The sequence below is a fragment of the Vibrio sp. 1CM24A genome (assembly GCF_023161725.1).
Taxonomy (GTDB): domain Bacteria; phylum Pseudomonadota; class Gammaproteobacteria; order Enterobacterales; family Vibrionaceae; genus Vibrio; species Vibrio coralliirubri.
In genome coordinates, this window is sequence record NZ_JALNTS010000005.1 from 405,524 (window position 1) to 428,120 (window position 22,597).

Consider the following 22,597-nt stretch of genomic DNA (forward strand, 5'->3'; position numbering starts at 1 on the left):
TTTTGAACCAAGACAATATTAACTTTTAGAGCGAGAGGTAAAACTTTTGCTCTAAGTAAAAAAATAGTAGGACTCAAAATGAATACTGTGGAAATTCTCGAAGCACAGAAGCAGCTTGCAACCATAAGTCGACAAGCGGCTGCTGAGGGCATTGTGCTACTAAAAAATAGTGATTCAATATTGCCATTGCAGGCTAATGATACGGTGTCTCTTTTTGGTCGTTGTCAGATTGATACCTACCGAAGTGGCACTGGATCTGGTGGAGCGGTGAATGTCCCTTATTCCGTAAATGCATTACAGGGCTTGTATGAAAATCCAAACATCAATCTTAATCTCAGTTTGGTGGAGGTATACCAACGTTGGATCAAGGACAACCCGTTCAATGACGGCGGTGGTGGTTGGGCAGCTGAACCTTGGTTTCAAGATGAAATGCCTCTTTCAACTTCTGTTGCGATGGATGCCGCCGCCAAATCTAACAAAGCCATTATCTTTATCGGTCGAACGGCGGGTGAGGATCAAGATAATGCACAGCAGCAAGGCAGTTACAATTTAACCGTGCTCGAAATGCAAATGTTGGAGAAAGTGACCGAACATTTTGATGATGTCATTGTGATACTGAACGTGACCAACATTATTGATATGTCATGGGTAAGCTCACTAAAAGATACAAGTTCGCTCAAGGCGATTTTATATAACTGGGCTGCAGGTATGGAAGGTGGGCATGCTCTTGCGGATGTCTTATCTGGTGATGTTAGCCCAAGTGGACGTTTGACCGACACGATTGCGCACTCTTTATCTGATTACCCTTCGAGCTCGAATTTTGGAAGCAAAGACCGGAATTTATATCAAGAAGATATCTATGTCGGGTATCGGTATTTTGAAACTTTCAATCCTAAAGCTGTTCAATTTGAATTTGGTTTTGGGCTGTCCTACACCCGCTTTTCCAATAAATTAAATGCATTGACGATTCTTGGTTCCGGCTCTGAACAAGAGTTGGTCTTCGATATTGAAGTTAAAAACATAGGCGAGAAATACAGTGGTAAGGATGTTGTTCAACTGTATGTTGAATCACCTCAAGGTCAACTGGGTAAGCCATCTAGAGCACTTACAGGCTTTGCAAAAACACCCACTTTGGATCCAAACGAAACAGCACGTGTGAAGGTTTCATTTCTTCTATCTTCGTTAGCTTCATTTGATGATAGTGGTAAGACAGGTTACCCAAATAGCTATGTGCTTGAAGCTGGGGAATATCAGTTTTATTTAGGAGGCAGCGTTCGACAAGCAAGGCTAGTTGACGAAAGCATAAAAGTGGATGAGCTAATAGTTGTTGAGCAATTAACGGAAGCACTTGCTCCTGTCACCGGATTTAGTAGGTTGATCCCAAAAGGCAACGAGGAAAATGGTGTTTACAGTTGCGATTACGAATCTGTGCCGCTGCGAACTATTGATTTGAGTAAACGTATTCTGAGTGAGCTTCCAAGCTCTATTCCTCTTGGTGAAGATACGGGCATTCGTTTACTGGATGTTAAGCAGGGGCGAGCGAACATTGACGAATTTATCTCGCAAATGACCGTAAAGCAGTTAGCGACAATTGTTCGTGGGGAAGGTATGTGTAGCCCTAGGGTGACGCCAGGTACTGCTGCTGCTTTTGGTGGTGTTTCGCCGAGCCTGTTTGATTTAGGCATCCCTGTCGTTGCAGCTGCTGATGGTCCGTCTGGTATCCGAATGGACAGCGGACATAAAGCATCTCAAGTCCCAATTGGTACATTATTAGGCTGTACATGGAACCCGGAACTGAATGAGAAACTATTTCATTTAGTGGGGAAAGAGATGCAAGCCAATCATATTGATACGTTGCTTGGTCCTGGGATTAACATCCACCGCCACCCTTTGAATGGTCGAAATTTTGAGTATTTCTCAGAAGATCCATTTCTCTCAGGGGTAATGGCAGCATCTCAAACTCTTGGTCTTAAAGCTGCAGGAGTATCTGGCACAATCAAGCATTTGGTGGCGAATGATCAAGAAACGTCACGGTTTGATGTTGATAGTGTTGTATCTCAGAGAGCGCTTCGTGAGATTCATCTGAAGCCTTTTGAAATAGCGGTAAAACAAGGAGGAGCTTCGAGTGTTATGACCTCCTACAATCCTATTAATGGTCACTGGGCTGCGTCCAATTACGACCTCAATACCACGATTCTTCGTGGGGAGTGGGGTTATAAGGGGATAGTGATGACGGATTGGTGGGCAAAAATGAATGACCCAATCAAAGGTGGTTCTGAAAGTCGAAGCTACACATCCTTTATGCTTCGCTCTCAAAATGATCTGTATATGGTTGTTGAGCATGATGGTGCTGAAAATAACGTGTCGAATGACGATACGTTACAGACGCTTGAAAACGGAACGTTGAGCTTAGGGGAGTTGCAACGAAGCGCGATGAATATTTGTCGTTTTATTATGGACTCTCCAGCAATGGGTCGCCCATTAGTCGCTTTTGATCCAGTTAAGAGCTTTGAGGCGACCCAAAATCTTAATAAACAACAGAGTAAAACTGATGGAGAGTTTTGCTCTCTGATGGCAGAGCAACATGCAATAGTATTACCACTTAATATCAGAGAAAACCGTAGCATTGTTTTGGAAGTTAAACAGGCTGGTGTGTATCGATGTGCAGGTATTGTTAACTACGATAGTGGTACTTTGGCTCAATCTGCGTGTAGTTTAAGTCTCAATAACGTGTACGCGATGTCTCTATCAGTGAATGGTACTAATGGCGAGACAGTTTCAGTTGAGGGGCTCTCCGTTAAGCTTGATAAAGGCTTTTATTCTTTGGATATTGAATTCATCAAATTAGGCTTAGAATTGGAGCAATTAGAATTTTCGTTTATGCCTGAATAGGGCTGAGGGATAACAGTCGTTTATTTAACTCTCGTTTGCTCAAAAAAGAGGTAAAGTGAGAGAAAATAAACGACTACTTTGAGGCTGAGTTATTGTGCTTTTTGATATTGCTTCATCGCGTCAACAAAGGAGTTTCGCATCCCTTCGATTCCTAATCGCTCAGATTCTTCAACGTAAGTCAGTGCTGCACTAAAATCTCCAGATGAAACCGAGTTTTCTATAAGAGTTTGATAAACCTCTTTCTTATTCAGTGTATTTTCCGTTAATAAATCTGATTGGGCTACGGTTGATTCTGGAATAATTTGTTGAACTCGCTTTTGACGGTTTTGTTCTTCAACAACGGTGGTTACCGCTGTGAATTTAAAATCAAAGGAGACTTTCCCGATTGCAGAATGAGGGATGGCGTAGTCCGTGTTATGAGCGATGTTTGCCTGGATATCACCAGAACGTATCGCCATATCACTTGGTTTTTCGACAGGAGTTGTTTCCGCGAGTGCTTCGCTGGTTGTGAATACGACCAAGTAAGCAGGAGCCTCGCCGTTTAAGTAACGTTCTTGCAGTTCGATTTGCGCGCCATATTGTGCACCATCAAGCAGGCTAAGTGGTTGGTACTTAATACTTTCATTGCCAATGACATCTAGCGGCTGGTAATTTTTGTCTAAGACTAAAAGTGACGGAACGAATGCTGAATAACTAGCATTTGAAGTCACTGAAAAACGAATAGCATCTAGTGTTGTAGGAAGCTTTAGCCCTCCAGCAAAGGATCGGCCCGATTTGAACTCGATCTTAGGGCTTGCTGTGGTGATCGAAACAGATGTTTCTTCTGGGTTCGTAACGCTTTGATATTGAATTGTACTCAGGTTTTCACAGCAGTTTTCGTTGTTCTGTAGTGACTCTAGCCCCGGAGAAGTTTTGTGGTAGCTAACCGGTGACTCTGTCACTGTTGAACAGGCGCTTAGTGCGAATACCGCTGGTAGTATTGCTAAATATTTCATAATTTCTCACAGTTAAAAAAGCATATCTGATTCAGAGTGCCTGATTGATAATAGACACACTACAAGAAAGCGCTTTCTTTTTGAGTGACGAACACCAAATTTAAAGAAATACTCGTTAATAATTAGTACGAATTAGGTAACAGGCTGCCGTTGGGCTGTTACCTAGATTGAAAGTTAACGAGATACCGAACTTAGCAACTGAGTAAAGCGTTCCCACGATTTTTGGTCAGCTTCATGTTGATAGTTATTCGATCCGAATACTGTGAAGGCGTGTGGTGCACCACTATAAGTGATCATCTCATGCGGAACTTTGGTTGATTCAAGTTGAGCGGCGAGGCTTCCAAAGTCGTGCATTGAGATCATGGCGTCTGCTGTGCCATGGAACACGACAACTGGGGCTTTGGTTTGCGAGTAATCTTGTCCTTTCGGTGTCGATAAACCACCGTGGAAGGTAACATAAGCTTTCGAAGGGATACCTGCACGAGCCGCTTCTAAAACGGCAGCGCCGCCAAAGCAGTATCCCATCATTACGTTGTTATCTAAGTTACCGCCAAGTCTTTTCGCTTCCATGGCTCCTGCGTTGAGTAGCGCACGCATTTTCTCTCTGTCTTTGTACAGTTCGCCTGTGTGTTGTTTTTTGTCTTTCACTTCGGTTGGGCGAATGCCTTTACCAAACAGGTCGATAGCGAACACGTTGTAACCGAGTTCGTTGAGCATCTCAGAACGCTTCTTTTCGTAATCGGTTAAGCCATCCCAATCGTGAATTAGCAGTACCAAAGGCGCTTGGTCACTGGCTTCACTCCAATAACCTTCGTAGTCCATCCCGTCGACTTGGTAAGTGACGTTTTCTCCAGAAATAGCTGAAAAGGGTAGTAAGATTGAAAACAGGCCGAGTGTAGTGAGTTTTCGCATGCGTTATTCCTTCAGAAGACAATGACGTTCCAATCGACAGTATAGATAACGCGATGATTCTCGCCAGATTTCTGTCTTTAATTTGAAGTGTAAGAGTAGAGGTAAAATATGAAAGTGAAACGCTAAAACAGCCATCACGATCAAGTGTGATGGCTGTATGACGGTGTTCTCAGATTACGGAAATTCGAATATCCAGAGCTCGGTGTGACGGGGCAATTACCAGGAAGCGTTAGTCGTGCTACGGCACATATCTGGATATTTTCGCTGATAGCGTGGCAGCATCGATTCGTTACCTAAGATACCGCCTTGGTGAATGTAGATAATGGTTTTAGTTGGGTTATCTTCTTGCCATTGTTCTAAGCATTGCCACATCAATGGGTCGTAAAGCAGGTCAAACTCGATGTCGGTTTGCTCTTGTAGATCCAACCAAGTTTGATAATCCTGTTGATACAATTTTCCAAAGTGGTGTTTGGTTTCGAGCGATAAGATCTGTGGATGTTCGGTTTCACCTAGCTCATTAAATTGCTGCGTTAAATAGTCGCTGCCACCAACACAAGCACACGTTAATACCGGGATGTTGTGCAGCTTTAAATGCTTATGAAGATAGAGAGCTGTGCTACCTGTCCCTGCGGGGAGTGCGACCACAAAATCGTGTTGGTTTTCGAAGCGAGTCCAGCTCAGTATTTCCATTGCCAATTGCTTAACACCATACTCAGCAAGCTGAGAGCGACCACCCTCGGGTAACACAATGCAGTGTGAGTCAGGTTGTCTTACTTGCTCAATATACTCTTTAGGATGAAGCTCAGAGCCTGTCTCTTTGACTGAAATCACCTTAGCGCCAAGGTCTACTGCACCACGGTAATTACCTATTGGGCGTTCTAGTAGCCACTCGGGAAGATGATCGACGTAGAACTCAAGCGTCCAACCTTTGATCTTTGCCAGTGCCGCGAGTGAGAACAGAGAGTTAGCCTGCGCAGAACCATAGCTGATCAAGGTTGTGGTCTCTGGGTGCTCGTCTTCCAGCAGCTTCATGAACTTGCGGGCTTTGTTACCGCAAAAGTGTGAGTGAAGTTGATCGTCACGCTTTAAGAAAAAGGTGTGGTCGTTAAATTGATGCTGAGTTACAGGGCTATTATTTAGTTTCATCGCACTTAGACAAAATGCTGACTCAAGAGCCAGCATTTATAGTTCAAATAGGACTAGCGAGTATCTAGTAGCTAGGGACCGCTGTAAACCAACTAAATCAAGTTTTCGTTCGATATTGAGCCTCGAACTACGAATTTATTTGCTCTGAGATGGATGCGGATCGATCGGTTTGAAAGGTTATTTTAGCGGTACATCCACCACAGCTGCGATTGACCAATTCAAAGCCCCATTGGAAGCGTTGGCATAAGTCCTCGACAATCAATAAACCTAACCCATGCCCATTTGGATTGTACTGTTCTTGGAGGCCTTCGCCTTGGTCTTCAATCACAACACTCTCTTGGGACAGAGTGACCGTTACGGTGCCACTATTGGTCGCTGCAATGGCATTTCTCAACAAGTTTCCGACCAACATATTCATTATCGCGCTGGTGGCTTGAATGGTGGGTTCGGATTGAACGTGCATGGAAATTTCGACGTCTTTCTCATCCGCCTGTGCTGAGTTTTTGGAGACGATAGCCTCTAACTCTTGTTGGCTAAACAATCGCAGTGGTGCATCGTCACTGTTTCTTTCGTAACGCACCAGGCCGAGTAGGGCATCGACCATCTCCGACATCTGAACAATGGCTTCGTCAATGCGCTCAATTTGGCGAGATTGAAATTCGGTGGTTTCACTTCTTAGCAGTAATTTATTTGCGCCACGAGCGACCGTTAACGGTGTTCTTAATTCGTGACTTGAGTAACGAGCAAACGCTTGTTCACGTTTGAGTAAGGAATTGATTTCTCTTCGGTACTGATTGAGTTGATCTGTGAGCTGACGAAATTCAACCGCTGCATCGTCATTGACACTAAATTCTTCATTGAGGTTAAGCTTATTGGATTCCAATTGTTCGGAAATAGAGTTAAAGGGTTCAATCAGTCGTTTAGATAACCGATAGAGCAGAGCACCAAAGCTAAAAATTAGAATAGAGAGTAACGTTAGTACAAAGGTGGTCGCATAAACCAGTTCGTAAATCTCAAACTCGACGCGGTCGATCTCGGAAAGCAGAACGATTGGGTGGGTTTGACCTTTATCAGAATACTCACCTACATACACCATGCGAGAGTTAGGCTCTTCACCCACCTCGCCAACAAAGCTTTCTTTGCCTTTAATGTACTTGAGGTATTCGGCAGGTATCAATGAAAGATCGTTGTAGGCGATTGTCAGGTCATCAATTCTTAACTCACCGCTTTCGCCTGCTTGGAATAAACCAACCGCATAGTTACGGTCAATCAGGATGCGTCTTTCACCGACGCGATCTTCTGACATGTAGAGTGCGGCAACAAAGACTAAATAGACAAAGGCCGATACAATCACGGCCATTAACCCAAAGAAAACCGCTAAGCGGCCGGTTAGGGTTTTGGTGCTCGTGAGAACATTTAAAATCAATTCGATGACTCCAGACGGAATCCAACTTTAGGGACGGTAATCAACATCTGAGTATCAAACGGCTTGTCGAGTTGGTTACGTAATTGATAGATGTGGCTGCGCAACACGTCATTGTTGGGTTCGTCTTCTTCCCAGAGTTTGTAGGAAATATCTTCGCGAGTAACCACTTCTGGTGCTTTTTGGCACAACATCTCAAGGATGGTGTAAGTGGTTGGGTTGAGTGCGAGCAGCTTATCTTGACGGTAGGCTTTACGCGTTTTTTGGTCGATGGTGAGTTCATCAAACTGCAATTTAGAAGACGCCACTTTTCCTCGGTAACGACGAACCAGTGCGTTCATTCTCGCTTCTAAAATATCCAAATCGAAAGGCTTGGTTAGGTAATCATCGGCACCGTGTTCAAACCCTTTCAACATGTCTTCACGGCTATCAAGCGCGGTAAGCATCAGGATCGGAATTGTATTGCCTTGGTCTCTTAGCTTGTTACAAACCGTTAGGCCGTCCATTCTCGGCAGCATCAGGTCTAATATGATGATATCAAAAGAGTTATCCATCGCGAGTTGCAAGCCAAGCTCACCGTTGTCCGCGTAATCGAGCTCCATCCCAATGCACTCAAAATAATCAAACAATACGCCTGCAATTTCGCGGTTATCTTCGACTAATAGAACTCGTTTCATTTTGATTCTCATACAGAAATAGACGGTAACATTATCCTGAGTGAGCGTGAAAAATATGTCAATAACATAACTTTCACTTATGAGGGGGTAGATTGGATTCAGATTAAAAAATAGAAGAACGTATTATGTCTGAACTTCATATTAGCCGACCTAAAGTCTCCACATCACGGATCAACCCTGCCGTTTCACTATCGATCATTGTGCCGTTTTACGATGAACAAGAGGTGTTAGAAGAGTTTCATTCTCGCTTAACCAAGGTGCTGGATAGCTTACCCATCACCAGTGAAATCGTTTATGTCGATGATGGCAGTAAAGACAACAGCTTGGATTTGGTGAGTTCATTCACTTCAATCAATAGCTCAATTTCTGTGATCGGTTTAAGCCGTAACTTTGGTAAAGAGTCAGCGATGAGTGCAGGCCTCGAACACTGCCGAGGACAAGCCGTGATCTTGCTCGATGCCGATCTACAAGATCCACCCGAGCTGATTCCTCAAATGATTGCCAAATGGCGCGAAGGTTATGACGTCGTCAATATGCAGCGTAGCCAACGTGATGGTGAAACGTGGTTTAAGAAGTTTTCAGCAGCAAGCTTTTACAAAGTCATGAACGTGGCGGCGAAGATCGATGTTCCAGAAAATGTGGGTGATTTTCGACTGTTAAGCCGAGAGGTTGTCGACCATATCAACCAACTGCCTGAACGTAACCGTTACATGAAAGGCATCTTTTCATGGCCAGGTTTCCGACAAGCGACGCTCCAATTTAAGCGCGATGCTCGCTTCTGTGGCGAGACCAAGTGGAACTACCTCAAGTTAATCGGATTGGCGATGGATGGCATCACATCGTTCTCTATCCGCCCACTGCGTATTGCGACGGCCGTCGGAGGCTTAGTGGCACTTACCGCTTTCGTTTATGGCGTCTTCATCGTGTTCAAAACAATGATGTTTGGTGAGCCTATTACTGGCTACCCATCCATGATGGTGGTCCAACTTGCCCTTGGCGGTATTCAACTTCTGAGTATTGGTTTAATGGGGGAATACATAGGTCGTATTTTCATCGAAACCAAGAACCGCCCTTTGTATCTGATCCAATCGGTGGTCGATACCCCAGCATTAAAAACACATTTTAAATTAGAGGAGTCAGCATGAACCTGAACCGAACGCACCTATGGTACTTGTTGGCTTTTGCATTGGTTTTAAGGCTTTTATCTTTGGCAACCTATCCATTAATGGATACCACAGAAGCGCGCTATGGCGAAATGGCACGTCTGATGGTGGAAACTGGGAATTGGTTAACGCCTCAGTTTGATTACGGTATTCCTTTCTGGGGTAAGCCACCGTTGTTTACATGGATGAGCGCTGCCGGTATTGAGTTGTTCGGCCTGAGTGAGTTTGCCGTTCGCGCACCACATTGGTTAGCGGGTGTAGCAACGATTTTGTTGACCGCTTACATGGCGAAACGAACAGGGCAAAGTGCGTTGGTTGCCGCGGTAGTGTTGGCGACATGTGGTATTTTCTCTATTGCGGCAGGTGCTGTGATGACAGACATCGCGTTAACCTTAGCGATGACCATTGCCATGCTGGGTTTCTACCTATGTTGGCTAGGAGGAGAAGCGGGGAAGGGTGAAGGGAGTGCGAAGACTAATCGATCTTGGGGTTACGTTGGTTTCATTGGTTTAGCACTAGGCTTGCTGGCAAAAGGGCCGGTAGCGATTGTCATCATGGGTATCGCAGTTTTCCCTTGGTTGGTATTACAACACGGCTTCTTTGGTGCTTTCAAAGCGCTTTGGCAACGTTTCCCATTGTTGTCTGGTTTAGGTGTGATGTTAGCGATTGCTCTACCTTGGTACATCATGGCTGAAATGGCAACGCCGGGCTTCATCGACTACTTTATTGTTGGCGAACACTTTAAGCGTTTTGTTGTGAGTGGCTGGGAAGGTGATCTGTACGGTTCTGCTCATGACCAAGCACGAGGTATGATCTGGGTGTTCTGGATTCAAGCCGCTGCGCCTTGGTCAATTGTTTTGCCTATATTGGCATTTGTTCGCCGTAAGAAAATTGCAGAAATTAACAATGAGAATAGTGGGCTGTTTTCATTTCTTGTGTGTTGGTTGATTTCACCTCTGATTCTTTTCACTATGGCGGGCAATATTCTCCCAGCTTACGTCCTACCAGGTATTCCGGCTCTTGGCTTGTTGATTGCTATACTCGTAGTGGAAAAAGATAAGAAGTGGTTCTCGAGCGTGGCTTTGGTTCTGCCTGTGTTGCTAATGATTGCGATGGTCTACCTGAATCTCGGCAAGGCGAACGAGAAAAGTGACCGTATTATTTTCGAACAGATTACGGATTCTGCGCCAAGCTTTTACGTGGGTAAACGACCATTCTCTGGGCAATTTTACAGTCATGGTCAAGCGAAAAGACTTCTCGATATCGAGCAGATAGAGGGCATTGATAAGTTCTATCTGATTGGTAAAAGATCTGAAGTGGAAACCAAGATTAAAGACAACGCGTTAACCTGTATTTTAGAGCCGACGGTGAAAATAAAGCGTGCTTTATTCAGTTGTCATAGCCAAAACATTAAACCAAATTTATCGTTGAGTCATATTCGAAGTGAAAGTGATGTCCAGCGTTAACTCAAGGCTAAGAATGTTCAATAATAAGCTTCAAACACACAATCAGAGGTTACAGTCTCACCACAAGATGGTTCGATTTGCGGTGGTCGGCGTTGGGGGATTTGTTGTTGATTGCTCTGTGTTTGCGTTGCTGCATTACGTTATTGGACTGCCGTTGATGAGTGCTCGAATTGGCTCTTTCATCGTTGCTGCAACGACAACCTGGTTTGGTAATCGAGTGCTGACCTTTGAGTTCAAAGGTCAGGGGAGTTGGTCCGAAAAGCTGATTCAGTGGCAAAAGTTCATGTTTTCAGCATCGATATCGGCGATTCCTAATTTGCTGTGCTTTAAGTTGATGACTGAATTGCTGCCTGCATTTACTGGGGCTGTGTTTATCGCAATGGCGGTTGGTATCTTGGTGGGCATGGTCACGAACTATTTGTTTAGTCAGTATTGGGTCTTCACCCGTTAAGCTCCCTAGTAGCAGACACAAAAAAGCGCAGCTAAATAGCTGCGCTTTGTGTTTTTACGATAGCGAAGTAAATTGGCTCGCGATATTAGCGTTGTGCTGCGCGCTGGCGGTTCTTGCCGTTGCCAGCAGGTTTGCCACCTTGACCATTACCTGCTTTGTTGCGGTTTCCGCTGCCATTGCCTTGTGATTGACCACCAGGACCTTTCTTAATGAAGCCAGTCGCTGGTTTACGACCGTTGCCATTACCGCCGCCTTGGTTAGCATTACCTTGGCTACCGTTGCCGTTACCAGTCGGCTTCTTGCCACCCGGTTTCTTACCAGAGTGGTTACGTGGGCTTTCGCCACCAAGACCTGGTTGAGACTTACTGTGCTTAGTCGCAAAGCGTTGTGAACCGTGACGACCAGATTTACGACGTTGTGCCGGTGTTTGCGCATCAAAGTCTTCTGCTGGTACTAGGCAGTTTGCTTTGTCACCAATTAGGTGCTGTTTACCCATGCTTATTAGCGCTTCACGGATGATTTTCCAGTTTTCAGGATCGTGGTAACGAAGCAGTGCTTTATGCAGACGACGTTGGCGATCACCTTTCGGTACAGGAACATCTTCACGCTTCTTATATTTCACGCGTTTCAGAGGGTTTGTCTCTGAGTAGTACATCGACGTTGCATTACACATTGGCGATGGGTAGAAGTTCTGTACTTGGTCACACTCGTAGTTGTGCTTTTTCAGCCACATTGCAAGGTTAAGCATGTCTTCATCTTCTGTGCCCGGGTGAGCAGAGATGAAGTAAGGAATTAGGTACTGTTTCTTACCGGCTTCAGCGCTGTACTTTTCGAACATCTCTTTGAAACGATCGTAAGTGCCCATGCCCGGCTTCATCATCAGATCCAGTGGGCCTTTTTCAGTATGCTCTGGAGCAATCTTCAAGTAACCACCAACGTGGTGAGTCACAAGCTCACGAACGTATTCTGGAGATTCAATCGCTAAGTCGTAACGAACACCAGAAGCGATCATGATCTTCTTAACGCCCGGTACTTTTCTCGCAGAGCGGTACAGGTCGATGGTGTGTTGATGGTCTGTGTTTAGCTTTTCACAGATTTTCGGGAACACACATGATGGACGACGACAGTTAATTTCAGCTTTTGGATCGGAACAACCTAAACGGTACATGTTCGCCGTTGGGCCACCCAAATCTGAAATAGTACCTGTGAAGCCCGGTACTTTATCTTTAATGTCTTCGATTTCATCCAAGATAGATTCTTTCGAACGGTTCTGAATGATACGACCTTCGTGCTCTGTGATTGAACAGAAAGAACAACCACCAAAACAACCACGCATGATGTTAACCGAGGTTTTGATCATGTCGTATGCAGGGATTTTCGCTTTGCCGTACATCGGGTGCGGAACACGCTTGTAAGCAAGGCCAAACACGTAGTCCATCTCTTCTGTAGTCAATGGAATTGGCGCTTGGTTAACCCATAGCTCGCGGTCACCGTGACGTTGAATCAGAGCACGACCTGAGTACGGGTTTGTCTCAAGGTGCAGAATACGGCTAGCGTGAGCGTAAAGAATACGGTCATTGTTTAGCTTTTCGTAACCTGGGATACGAACCGCTGTAGTTTTTGCATCGTGACGAGAAGGGCGAACAGTAATAGGTTGCGCTTTTACTTCTTCTTTTTCGTCTTTCTTGGTATCACACTGGGTTTCAACTTCGTACGGGTTAACCGGAACGTACGCTTTGTTCGGCTTTTCGATACGAGAAGAGTCAATGATCTTGAAACCTTCAGGGGCCGCAGGAAGATTGATAGCAGTACCGCGGATATTGGTCAGCGTAGACATGTCTTCGCCATCGGCAATGCGGTGTGCCACTTCAACCAGTGCACGCTCAGCGTTACCAAAAAGAAGAATGTCTGCTTTTGCATCAAACAATACAGAGCGACGAACTTTATCTGACCAGTAATCGTAGTGAGCCACACGACGTAAGCTCGCTTCAATACCACCAAGCACGATTGGAGTGCCTTTGTAAGCTTCACGACAGCGTTGAGAGTAAACCAGAGTTGCACGGTCAGGACGCTTGCCACCTTCATTGTTCGGTGTGTAAGCATCATCGTGACGTAATTTGCGATCAGAGGTGTAGCGGTTGATCATGGAGTCCATGTTACCCGCTGTGATGCCGAAGAATAAGTTAGGTTTACCTAGCTTCATGAAGGCATCTTTATTGTCCCACTTTGGTTGAGCAATAATGCCCACGCGGAAACCTTGAGCTTCAAGCAGACGGCCGATGATAGCCATACCAAAGCTCGGGTGATCGACATACGCGTCACCAGTTACAATAATAATGTCACAGCTATCCCATCCAAGAGCATCCATCTCCTTTCTACTGGTAGGCAAAAAGGGTGCTGTTCCGTAGCACTCGGCCCAGTATTTTTTGTGTTCGTGAATAGGAGTGATATCGCTGTACATATTTCAACCTCTGATTTTTGAGGCGGGAATTATAGCGGCATGAGCCTAGACTAGCCAGTAGAACATGCCCCTGTTAGTTCTGGTGTCTTTCGTCTTTTTACGGTAAATGGCGACAAAAGAGCTATACAACAGCATAGTTGAAGCCTTGAATAACGTCGCTAATTTGTGATTTTGATTAGTGTTCGCAGCAGTTTTTGATATTATTCGCGAAAATAAGTCTGAAGAAGTAGATCCACAATGGTCGAAACGTTACTAGTACAATTTGCTCCGATGCTTTTAGGAGCCCAACTAATCTTAACCCTCATCTTGGTGAAAGGGGATATTTGTCCAGGGCAGCGTGGCCGTATCCACAAGATGTTACCTGCGATTGGCGTGCTGTGGCTTGCCGTCGCTTCAGTAAAAATTGAAGCCTTTCTGGTCGTGTTTGCGATCTTTTACTTCTATTCTCAAGTCCAAACCAAGAAGACACGCGATTCTGGCCCTATTTGGGTGATGTACTTAGCTTGTGGTTTGGCATTGTCTTACGTGGCTATTCAAGCGACGGAACAAGCAACTACTGTTGGCATTATCACTACTGTATTGCTAGTGGCACTGTTAGGCTCAGCGTTTGGCCATTTATTGCTGACGATTGCAAGAACACGCTTACAGGCATTTCACCGAGTTCTGCCCGTTGTTGGTGTGCTGACGGGTATGTTAGTGGTTTTGGCGACAGTCGTGAGTGTTTATTCTCTTTCTGAAGCTCAATTAGAGCCTGTGATTTCAACGCTACTGTTCAGCTTTGCTTTGTTAATCTCCGCTATCGTGGTTTGGTGTTGGCATTTATTGTTCGTTAAAACCCCGGAAAAACTGCAACTGACAATTTCGTTACTGATGTTATTGGCGGCAGCTGTGGGTTTAACGCCAGTGTGGGCACTTTAATCGCGCACTTTCATTAATTACGTACGCTCATTAATCACGTATTCTCTTTAAGAAGTGTGATCAGTTTTTTAGCATGGCGTTGGTAAGCGTTCTAAACTTAATTCTAGTCGGTGTGTTCGTAAGGAGTACGAGATGGATTTAAGCAATGTCAAAGGTTTCGATAGCATTATCTTGCTGGGAATCGTGAATGAAAAACTTCGCCTAGAGTGCGATAGCTTTGAAGAGCTGATCAGTATGTATGAAATGGATATAGAAAGTGTCGTGGGTAAGCTGGATATGCTTGGCTATCAATACGACCCATTGACTAACCAGTTTAAGTCTTATCCAAGATAGTCTATTTTCGCGAATTAACAGATATCGAAAATCATCGGTACTGAAACTAAAAAGTCACAGATTATCTGTGACTTTTTTTGTTTCTGGCGTTTGCCTATCCGATTTAATACAGGCTTAAGCTAGTCCAATAATGAACCTCTTAAACGACCTCGATACCATCTAAGTGACTCTTACTCTGCTGTCTTGCTGTGCTAAAGAAAGCCTGTAGGTAACGTTTGTCTTTTTCTGAGTTTCTTACTGCGGCAAACAGTCTTCTTGAAAGCCCTTTACCTAACGGCTTGCTGGCTATCAAACCTTGTCTTGAGAACTCACTGATCGCCCAGTTTGGCAATGCCGCCACACCTAAACCTGCTGATACCATTTGCACCAACATCAAGGTGTTGTCTGCTTGTTTCCATTTCTTTGGTTCCACACCTGCTGGTTGCAAAAAGTGTTTCACGACGTCTAAACGCTGTTTTTGAACTGGATATGAGAGCATGGTGAGATCGCTAAGATCTTGCGGATCAATGCTCGCTTTATCGGCCAAAGGCGAGTTGATCGCGGTGATAAGGCGCATCTCAAAATCGAACAGCGGTTCGTAGTGAACTTCAGAACGAGGCTGTATATCAGAGGTGATCACCAAGTCTAATTCACCAGCCATTAATGCCGGCAGCGGCTCAAAACCAAAACCTGACGAGAAATCTAGGGTCACGCTTGGCCATGCAACTTGATATTCCTTCAAAGCGGGCATTAGCCATTGGAAGCATGAGTGACACTCAATCGCCATGTGCAATCGACCATTCACATCCTCTTTCAGGCTCGCTAACTCATTCTCTGCTTTAGCGATTCTTGGCTGTATCTCATCTGCGAGCTTAAGCAAGATCTCACCCTCAGAGGTGAACTTCACTGGCCTAGTTTTACGCAGGAAAAGCTGACCACCAATACGTGCCTCTAGGTCTTTCAACTGGTGAGACAGTGCCGACTGAGTCAGGTGAAGAGAGGTTGCAGTCGCTGTCAGTGAGCCGCTGTCTCTTAAGGTAGTCAATGTTCGAAGGTGTTTAAGCTCTATCATGAGTATTCCTCATATTCCCTAAGCCAATTCAATATTTCTTAATAATCACCCTACGGGGTTTTTTATCATTTGTAAACGTCTAGATGTCCAGATGGATTTGGTTTGTTCATCTTAGGTCCGTTCAAGATGAATATTTTTAATAAACAAGATGAATATTTGGACGTTGTTCATCGTTCAGATTAGGTGGATAGTTTAGCCATCCAGACGCCTTTTTGTGGAAGTAAAAACCATGACAGGCAGTCTGAACAGAAACGAGGGCGTGTTGATCTTTCGAGCTGATTTTTGCAGCGAGTTGCTGGGTGTTCCTACAAGGCAGAGGCTTTGATGTGTAGTTAGCCTACATGAGAAGCCGATAACGCGGTAGAAATGACCAGCAAACGCTGCCCGAAGGGTTCGGCTAAAAGCGTTTTACTCTTTGTTGAGGGAGATTTGCTTAGAATGACTAGGCTACTTCCCCTCGCCGCGATTAAAACGCTTTTATCTCGAACAAAATTTAACCGCGAAAGGTCAACACGCCCTATAACTATTGAATAAGGAACTGGTTCATGACGACAACAACGCATATTCTTGGCTACCCACGTATCGGCGAAAAACGCGAACTTAAATTCACACTAGAGAAGTACTGGCGCGGTGAGATTGGTCAATCTGAGCTCAAGCAGCTCGGCAGCGAATTAAGAAATCGTAACTGGAATGTACAAGCTGAGGCGAATCTAAGCTTTGCAACTGCGGGTGACTTCGCATGGTACGACCATGTTCTAACAACGACGTTACTTCTAGGTCATGTACCTAAGCGACACGCTGGTGGTAGTGAAGACGAAAAAGCCTTCCCAGACTTAGATACCTTGTTCCGCGTTGGTCGCGGTCAATCTCAAACACAATCCACTTGTTGTGGCGGTAAACACGGCTCTGAAAGCGCTAAAGATGGTGCAGCAGCATCAGATATGACTAAGTGGTTCAACACTAACTATCACTACATTGTTCCTGAGTTCAGCAAAGACGATTCGTTTGAGGTGAGCTGGCCACAACTGTTCGATGAAGTGAGTGAAGCGATTAAAGCGGGGCATAAAGTGAAGCCAGTTCTTCTCGGCCCACTGTCTTACTTATATCTCGGCAAAGAAGTGGAAGAGGGCTTTGACCGTTTAACCTTGCTTCCACGTTTGCTTACAGCGTACCAAGCGATTCTGGCAAAACTGGCCAAGTTGGGTGTTGAGTGGGTTCAAATCGATGAACCTATCCTTTCTCTGGAGCTTGAAACTAAGTGGGCTGATTCATTCAAATTGGCTTATCAAGTGATTCAAGGCGATGTGAAGCTACTCCTTACTACGTACTTTGATTCTGTGACTGATACGTTAGACAAAATTGTAGAACTGCCCGTCAACGGCTTGCACATCGACTTGGTTGCCGCACCGAAGCAACTCGATGAAGTGGTGAATAAGCTACCTGAAGATTGGGTGCTTTCTGCGGGTGCAATCAATGGACGCAATGTTTGGCGAGCTGACTTAGCCGCGCAGCTTGAGTTGCTGCAACCTGTGAAAGACAAGCTAGGCGATAAACTTTGGGTCGCAAGTTCATGTTCACTGCTACATAGCCCGGTTGACCTTGAGTTAGAAGAGACGCTTAGTGAAGAAGTGAAGAGTTGGTTTGCCTTTGCAAAACAGAAAGTGACAGAGGTGAGCTTATTGGGTGCGGCGTTAGACGGCGACCAAAATGCCATTTTAGCGTGTGAGACTTACAGCCAACCGATTGTTGCTCGCAAGAGCGCGACTCATGTGAACAAGCCGCAAGTTCAAGCTCGTCTTAGCACGATTACCAAAGCGCTAGCAGAGCGCACTGCTCCATACGCAGAACGTGCCGCGCATCAGTCGGAGGTGTTGGGTTTACCGTTACTGCCAACTACAACCATTGGTTCGTTCCCACAGACAGGCGAGATCCGTGTTCAACGTAGCGCTTACCGCACTGGTAAAATGAGTGAAGCGGAATACACAACCGCATTGAAGGGCCATATTGCGGATGCTGTTAGGCGCCAAGAAGCTTTAGATTTGGATGTACTTGTTCATGGTGAAGCCGAGCGTAACGATATGGTGGAGTACTTTGCAGAAAACCTAGCAGGCTTTCAAACCACTAAGTTTGGTTGGGTACAAAGCTATGGCTCACGCTGCGTGAAACCGGCGATTGTGGTCGCGGATATTGAACGAGAAAAACCAATGACGGTGGAATGGTCGACCTATGCCCAATCTCTGACCTCGAAACAGATGAAAGGAATGCTGACAGGCCCTGTCACTATCTTATGTTGGACATTCCCACGTGAAGACATCTCACGTAAAGAGATCACTAATCAGCTGGCGTTTGCTCTACGTGATGAAGTGTCTGATTTGCAAGACGCTGGCATCAACATTATTCAAATCGATGAACCTGCCATTCGTGAAGGTTTGCCACTGAAAAAGCGTGACCACGCAGAATACCTAGAGTGGGCGGTCGATGCCTTTAAGATTTCAGCGGCGAGTGCGAAACCTGAAACTCAGATCCATACCCATATGTGTTACAGCGAGTTCAATGAGATCATTGATTCAGTAGCCGCGCTAGATGCCGATGTGATTACCATTGAGACTTCTCGCTCAAACATGGAACTGCTGAAAGCATTTGAAGAGTTTAACTACCCGAATGCGATTGGACCTGGTGTTTACGATATTCACTCACCAAATATTCCTTCAGAAGAGTGGATTGTTGATTTACTTAAGAAAGCGGCAGAGAAAATTCCAGCAGAACGTTTGTGGGCAAACCCTGATTGTGGGCTGAAGACGCGTAATTGGGCAGAGACGGAAGCGGCGCTGACTAACTTAGTTTCGGCAACTAAGGCACTGCGTAAAGAGTGGGGATCAGCCGAGGCATAATTCAGTCTAGGATTTTGATTGCTTCATAAAACAAAGGCCTCGCAAATGCGAGGCCTTCTGGTTTTATACTTGTTCGAATCTCGAGCTAGAAACTAGCTGCTGCTCTGACACGTCTCTTTGCTGATCAACTTCTCAACCATCAGTTGTCCGCGAGTGTTGCGAATCTTGATGTTGTAAGCCAAGCCCATATCGAGGTTTGCTCTCACTTCAGAGTTGGTGCAGTAGCTATTCACACTCATGTCTACAACTTGGTTTAAAGGCTTAGCACCTTTTGCATCTTGGTTGTAGATCATCATGATTTCGATAACCGTGTTTTTTGCTAGCACGCGCATGACCGACAGTGGACCATATTCAATCGGCAGGCCTGCAGATAAAACGCCAGCTCGGTGCTGCGCCATCATCTCTAGCTGTCTTTGTTCGTCTTGCTCACTTGAAGCACAGCCTGCAAGCAGAGCTAAAGCCAGTGAGCCAATAATCCATTTTTTCACGTTAAAATACTTTCTTGAATGGTTTTACAATCACATTTTGGTAAACGCCAGCATCAATGTACGGGTCAGCGTCTGCCCATGCTTGAGCGTCTTCCAAAGAGTTAAATTCGGCAATTACAGTTGAACCTGTGAATCCCGCTTCGCCAGGGTTGTCTGAATCAATAGCTGGCATTGGGCCTGCTGTTAACAGTCGGCCTTCATCGTGAAGTGTTTGTAGGCGTTCTAGATGTTGTGGGCGAACACTTAGGCGTTTTTCTAATGAATTTTCGACGTCTTGAGAAAAAATCACGTACCACATATTGAGATATCCTTATTTTACTTCACTAAATTTGGGGCGTTTAAATTCGCTATCTTGCTAATTTACGCGAACTAATTGGTTTTGGAAGGGCTAATGATAAGAAATTGTGAATTGGTGCGAGAGAGTTGTATGGTCTTTAGCAATTTCATTTATATAAACTAAAGACCATCGATGCCACACGCTTAATAAAAGGTGTTATTTATTGATTGGACGAGGTTTACCACTTTCATCAACCGCAACGTAGTTGAATGTCGCGCCACATACCTTATAGCGGTCACCAATACCGTGGTCAAGTACAGGCTTAACCCATACTTCTAGGTCGATATTCATCGAGCTGCGACCAATCTTAGTGCAGTCACCATAAACGCACACAACATCACCCACAGAAACCGGTTGTTTGAACTCGATACTCGATACTGAAACCGTGACTATCTTGCCGTTAGAGATCTCTTTTGCCAGTATGCCGCCAGCAAGGTCAAGCTGAGACATTATCCAACCACCGAAAATCTGGCCCGCTGCATTTGTATCAGAAGGCATCGCTAATGTGCGAAGAAGTAAAGAACCAATCGGGTTCAAAGTTGATTGAATAGTCATTGTCGTACTCTTAATGGTATTGATTGTTTTATATAAAAATAGATGTGTTTACGAGACTCGTGGTGGTCTAATTTTTAACGTCTTCACCGAACACAAATAATCAGCGGCCAATGATCACGAGTATCATTGGCCAATCGCATATTGATAATAATTGTATCAAATAGGGTATGAGGACTCATCCCTAAGGGTTACTTCTCGTCGGTATTTTTATCCGTTAACTCTTTCTGCTGATCTTTTTGTAGATGCTGGTCTTTTGGTAAATGCTTATAAATATAAACACCAGTGAGCAAGGTGAAGAGCAAGGTGGCGATGAGCAGACCAAACACTTTGAAGTTCACCCAAACATCCAACGGCAGGCTGAAAGCAACGTAAACGTTGAGAACGGCACATAGAGTAAAGAACAGCGTCCATGCCCAGTTGATCTTGCCCCATACCGAATCAGGCAGTGTGATCTCTTTGCCTAACATACCTTTAATCGCTGATTTGCCCATGATGTGACTGACCGTCAGGCCAATCGCAAACAGTGCGTAAACGATGGTGACTTTCCATTTAATGAAGTTGTCGTCGTGCAAGAAGATGGTCATGCCGCCAAATACGGCAACCATCAGAAAGGTGATGACCTGCATTTTTTCGACTTTCTTGTAGATGAAGTACGTCAAAATAATTTGAATTGCAGAGGCAACGATCAAAGCACCGGTCGCGGTATAGATGTCGTACATCTTATAAAGCGCAAAGAAAATAATGAGAGGAATGAAATCAAGAATTTGTTTCATGAGACACTGACTATCCAGTTAGTTGAGTTGTTGACAGTCTAACGAAAACTGTCTCGATGCTAAATAGCTCGAGACAATTGGGTGCCAATTAATTCAATCTAACCACTCAACGTGTTTAAAGAGTTGAAGCCGGTTATCGCATTGACGAGGTTTGGTAGCGAGGTATCAACTTCTTGATGTCTTCAAGATAACCTTCGCTTTTCAAACTGTCTAATGTGTTTTCGAGTTCTTGTTCGCTCATGGCAAAACACGTCGATTTACCGGTCGTTAAGTCGAGATACTCGTGATATTCACGCTCTGTGAAGTGGCCAATTCTGTCCATTAATAGGGTTTTAATTCCATGGTGAATCAAGCCGTAATACGTATGTCTTTGTAAGGTCATAGCCTATCCTCCGTGACAAGCTGCAATGAAACTGGTGCAACCTGCTGTATATTGGTTGGGTTATCTATGACAAAGCAATTCGAATGCCATTTTCTCCAACTGAACAGAACAAATTCCCGACCAAATAGAATTGAATTTCTTTTCAATTAGTTAAAGGAACGTACGTTCTATTCTCTAAACACCAATACGGAGCTGACGAAAAATAGTTTTATTTTGAGAATGGTAAAATTCTCATTATGACGATCTACGGAAGCTTTAAGGCTCCTGAATTGGCAATTTGATAACCGTTAATCGACTAGCCAATCGACTAAGGTTGATAGCGAGGCATTCTGACGGTTCTTGGGTTGTAATAGGAAGTATCCATTTCCCGAAAACACACTGCCTTCACTCACTTTCACCAATCTGCCCAAATCAATATCTTGCTTAGCAAGCGTGATGTCACCGATTGCTATACCAAAGCCCTGAATCGCGGCATTCATCGCTTGGTCGAGTGTCGCGAATTGTTGGTTGTTCTTGCTTGAAAGGTCATGGCTGCCTATGTGTTCTAACCATAGTCGCCAGTCACTTTGCTCATTGTTGGCATGTAGCCAAGTGTATTGGGCAAGCTTGTGTGGCTTGATGATGGTCGACGCGTCGTTGACAAGATGGCTCTGCGTAATGCTTTGCGCTTGGCAAACGGGCGCTAGCTGCTCGTTAAACAATAACTGGCTGATAATCGATTGTTGGTTTGGCTTCTTGCCATAGGTAATTACGGCGTCAAACGGGTCAAAGCTTGGTTCGAAGACGTGCTTGATGGTCGACGTGAGTTCGACATCAATTTCAGGATAGGCTTGCTGAAAAGACATCAGCTTAGGTAGTAGCCAAGAGGTAATACAGCTTGGTGCGTTGAGTTTGATCTTGGAGGGAGAACTCGCTACTTGATTGAGAGCCGATTGCAGCTGATGAATCGTTCCTTGTATCAGGGGAACCAGTTCTTCTCCTTTCGGCGTTAAAGACAACCCACGAGCATGGCGATAGAAGAGATCACAGCCAAGGCTTTCTTCAAACGACAATACCTGACGACTCACTGCACCTTGCGTAACATTGAGCTCATGTGCCGCGCGTGTAAAGTTGAGGTGCCTTGCCGTCGACAAGAACGCGAGTAAGGTTTTGGTAGAAGGAAGTGTGCGATTCATATCTTTACCTATGACTTTTTATCATGGCTATTATGTGATTATTTCGATTCATTTATCAATAGTGTTCTGTTTGAATGTAAATACTTAATCATCATTTGTGATTCAATA

General features: G+C 44.8%; 20 protein-coding genes. 7 read left to right on the top strand and 13 right to left on the bottom strand.

The window, feature by feature from the left end:
• The first annotated feature begins 78 nt into the window (after positions 1-78).
• Positions 79-2,892, top strand: coding sequence for a glycoside hydrolase family 3 protein (locus tag MSG38_RS13765; protein WP_248402008.1), 2,814 nt, complete (start codon positions 79-81; stop codon positions 2,890-2,892).
• 89 nt (positions 2,893-2,981) lie between these two features.
• Here MSG38_RS13765 and MSG38_RS13770 read toward each other — a convergent pair whose 3' ends face one another.
• The 5 genes from MSG38_RS13770 to MSG38_RS13790 all read right to left on the bottom strand — a co-directional run bounded on the left by MSG38_RS13770 (position 2,982) and on the right by MSG38_RS13790 (position 8,045).
• Complete coding sequence (locus MSG38_RS13770) at positions 2,982-3,887, bottom strand: MalM family protein (protein ID WP_050634920.1); 906 nt, start codon at positions 3,885-3,887, stop codon at positions 2,982-2,984.
• 174 nt (positions 3,888-4,061) lie between these two features.
• Positions 4,062-4,799 (bottom strand): dienelactone hydrolase family protein, encoded by a 738-nt coding sequence (locus MSG38_RS13775; RefSeq protein WP_086969518.1) that lies wholly within the window; start codon positions 4,797-4,799, stop codon positions 4,062-4,064.
• A 216-nt stretch (positions 4,800-5,015) separates the two neighbouring features.
• Positions 5,016-5,945: a pyridoxal-phosphate dependent enzyme gene (locus MSG38_RS13780; RefSeq protein ID WP_086969520.1), complete on the bottom strand. Its 930-nt coding sequence runs from the start codon at positions 5,943-5,945 to the stop codon at positions 5,016-5,018.
• 127 nt (positions 5,946-6,072) lie between these two features.
• Positions 6,073-7,371 (bottom strand): HAMP domain-containing sensor histidine kinase, encoded by a 1,299-nt coding sequence (locus MSG38_RS13785; RefSeq protein ID WP_248402009.1) that lies wholly within the window; start codon positions 7,369-7,371, stop codon positions 6,073-6,075.
• Positions 7,368-8,045 carry a response regulator transcription factor gene (locus MSG38_RS13790; RefSeq protein ID WP_248402010.1) on the bottom strand — a complete coding sequence of 226 codons (678 nt, stop codon included), beginning with the start codon at positions 8,043-8,045 and terminating at the stop codon, positions 7,368-7,370. Before MSG38_RS13790 ends, MSG38_RS13785 begins: the two co-directional genes overlap by 4 nt.
• 125 nt (positions 8,046-8,170) lie before the next feature.
• Between MSG38_RS13790 and MSG38_RS13795 the strand changes: the two genes are divergently transcribed.
• The 3 genes from MSG38_RS13795 to MSG38_RS13805 are packed head-to-tail and all read left to right on the top strand — an operon-like array spanning position 8,171 to position 11,125.
• Positions 8,171-9,190, top strand: a complete 1,020-nt coding sequence (locus tag MSG38_RS13795) for a glycosyltransferase family 2 protein (RefSeq protein WP_086969524.1) — start codon at positions 8,171-8,173, stop codon at positions 9,188-9,190.
• Positions 9,187-10,674 carry a glycosyltransferase family 39 protein gene (locus MSG38_RS13800; RefSeq protein WP_107898541.1) on the top strand — a complete coding sequence of 496 codons (1,488 nt, stop codon included), beginning with the start codon at positions 9,187-9,189 and terminating at the stop codon, positions 10,672-10,674. The genes MSG38_RS13795 and MSG38_RS13800 overlap by 4 nt, the downstream gene beginning before the upstream one ends.
• Positions 10,661-11,125, top strand: a complete 465-nt coding sequence (locus MSG38_RS13805; protein ID WP_050621808.1) for a GtrA family protein — start codon at positions 10,661-10,663, stop codon at positions 11,123-11,125. Before MSG38_RS13800 ends, MSG38_RS13805 begins: the two co-directional genes overlap by 14 nt.
• 85 nt (positions 11,126-11,210) lie before the next feature.
• Here MSG38_RS13805 and MSG38_RS13810 read toward each other — a convergent pair whose 3' ends face one another.
• A complete protein-coding gene (locus MSG38_RS13810) occupies positions 11,211-13,586 on the bottom strand; it encodes a YgiQ family radical SAM protein (RefSeq protein WP_082242931.1) in 2,376 nt (791 codons plus the stop codon).
• 237 nt (positions 13,587-13,823) lie between these two features.
• On the opposite strand from MSG38_RS13810, the gene MSG38_RS13815 reads away from it, so the two are divergent.
• Both MSG38_RS13815 and MSG38_RS13820 read left to right on the top strand, forming a co-directional pair.
• The gene (locus tag MSG38_RS13815) at positions 13,824-14,504 is read left to right on the top strand and encodes a hypothetical protein (protein WP_017069996.1); all 681 of its coding nucleotides are present in this window, start codon (positions 13,824-13,826) and stop codon (positions 14,502-14,504) included.
• A gap of 132 nt (positions 14,505-14,636) precedes the next feature.
• Complete coding sequence (locus MSG38_RS13820) at positions 14,637-14,837, top strand: DUF4250 domain-containing protein (protein WP_004736508.1); 201 nt, start codon at positions 14,637-14,639, stop codon at positions 14,835-14,837.
• A 139-nt stretch (positions 14,838-14,976) separates the two neighbouring features.
• On the opposite strand, the gene MSG38_RS13825 is transcribed toward MSG38_RS13820, so the two are convergent.
• The gene (locus MSG38_RS13825) at positions 14,977-15,888 is read right to left on the bottom strand and encodes a LysR substrate-binding domain-containing protein (RefSeq protein ID WP_050621806.1); all 912 of its coding nucleotides are present in this window, start codon (positions 15,886-15,888) and stop codon (positions 14,977-14,979) included.
• Positions 15,889-16,433: 545 nt separating this feature from the next.
• Here MSG38_RS13825 and metE point away from each other — a divergent pair.
• Entirely contained in the window at positions 16,434-18,779 is a 2,346-nt protein-coding gene (gene metE, locus MSG38_RS13830; protein WP_248402011.1) for a 5-methyltetrahydropteroyltriglutamate--homocysteine S-methyltransferase, read from the top strand.
• A 92-nt stretch (positions 18,780-18,871) separates the two neighbouring features.
• On the opposite strand, the gene MSG38_RS13835 is transcribed toward metE, so the two are convergent.
• From MSG38_RS13835 to MSG38_RS13860, 6 genes are all read right to left on the bottom strand, one after another.
• Positions 18,872-19,267, bottom strand: coding sequence for a GspS/AspS pilotin family protein (locus MSG38_RS13835; RefSeq protein ID WP_017062026.1), 396 nt, complete (start codon positions 19,265-19,267; stop codon positions 18,872-18,874).
• Between the two features lies 1 nt (position 19,268).
• Positions 19,269-19,565: a YciI family protein gene (locus MSG38_RS13840; RefSeq protein WP_004741234.1), complete on the bottom strand. Its 297-nt coding sequence runs from the start codon at positions 19,563-19,565 to the stop codon at positions 19,269-19,271.
• A gap of 195 nt (positions 19,566-19,760) precedes the next feature.
• On the bottom strand, positions 19,761-20,159 hold the full coding sequence (gene yciA, locus MSG38_RS13845; RefSeq protein WP_017061510.1) for an acyl-CoA thioester hydrolase YciA: 399 nt from the start codon (positions 20,157-20,159) through the stop codon (positions 19,761-19,763).
• Between the two features lie 188 nt (positions 20,160-20,347).
• Positions 20,348-20,932: a septation protein A gene (locus MSG38_RS13850; protein ID WP_248402012.1), complete on the bottom strand. Its 585-nt coding sequence runs from the start codon at positions 20,930-20,932 to the stop codon at positions 20,348-20,350.
• A 133-nt stretch (positions 20,933-21,065) separates the two neighbouring features.
• Positions 21,066-21,314 (bottom strand): hypothetical protein, encoded by a 249-nt coding sequence (locus tag MSG38_RS13855; RefSeq protein ID WP_017069991.1) that lies wholly within the window; start codon positions 21,312-21,314, stop codon positions 21,066-21,068.
• Positions 21,315-21,601: 287 nt separating this feature from the next.
• On the bottom strand, positions 21,602-22,489 hold the full coding sequence (locus tag MSG38_RS13860; RefSeq protein WP_050635137.1) for a LysR substrate-binding domain-containing protein: 888 nt from the start codon (positions 22,487-22,489) through the stop codon (positions 21,602-21,604).
• Between the last annotated feature and the right edge of the window lie 108 nt (positions 22,490-22,597).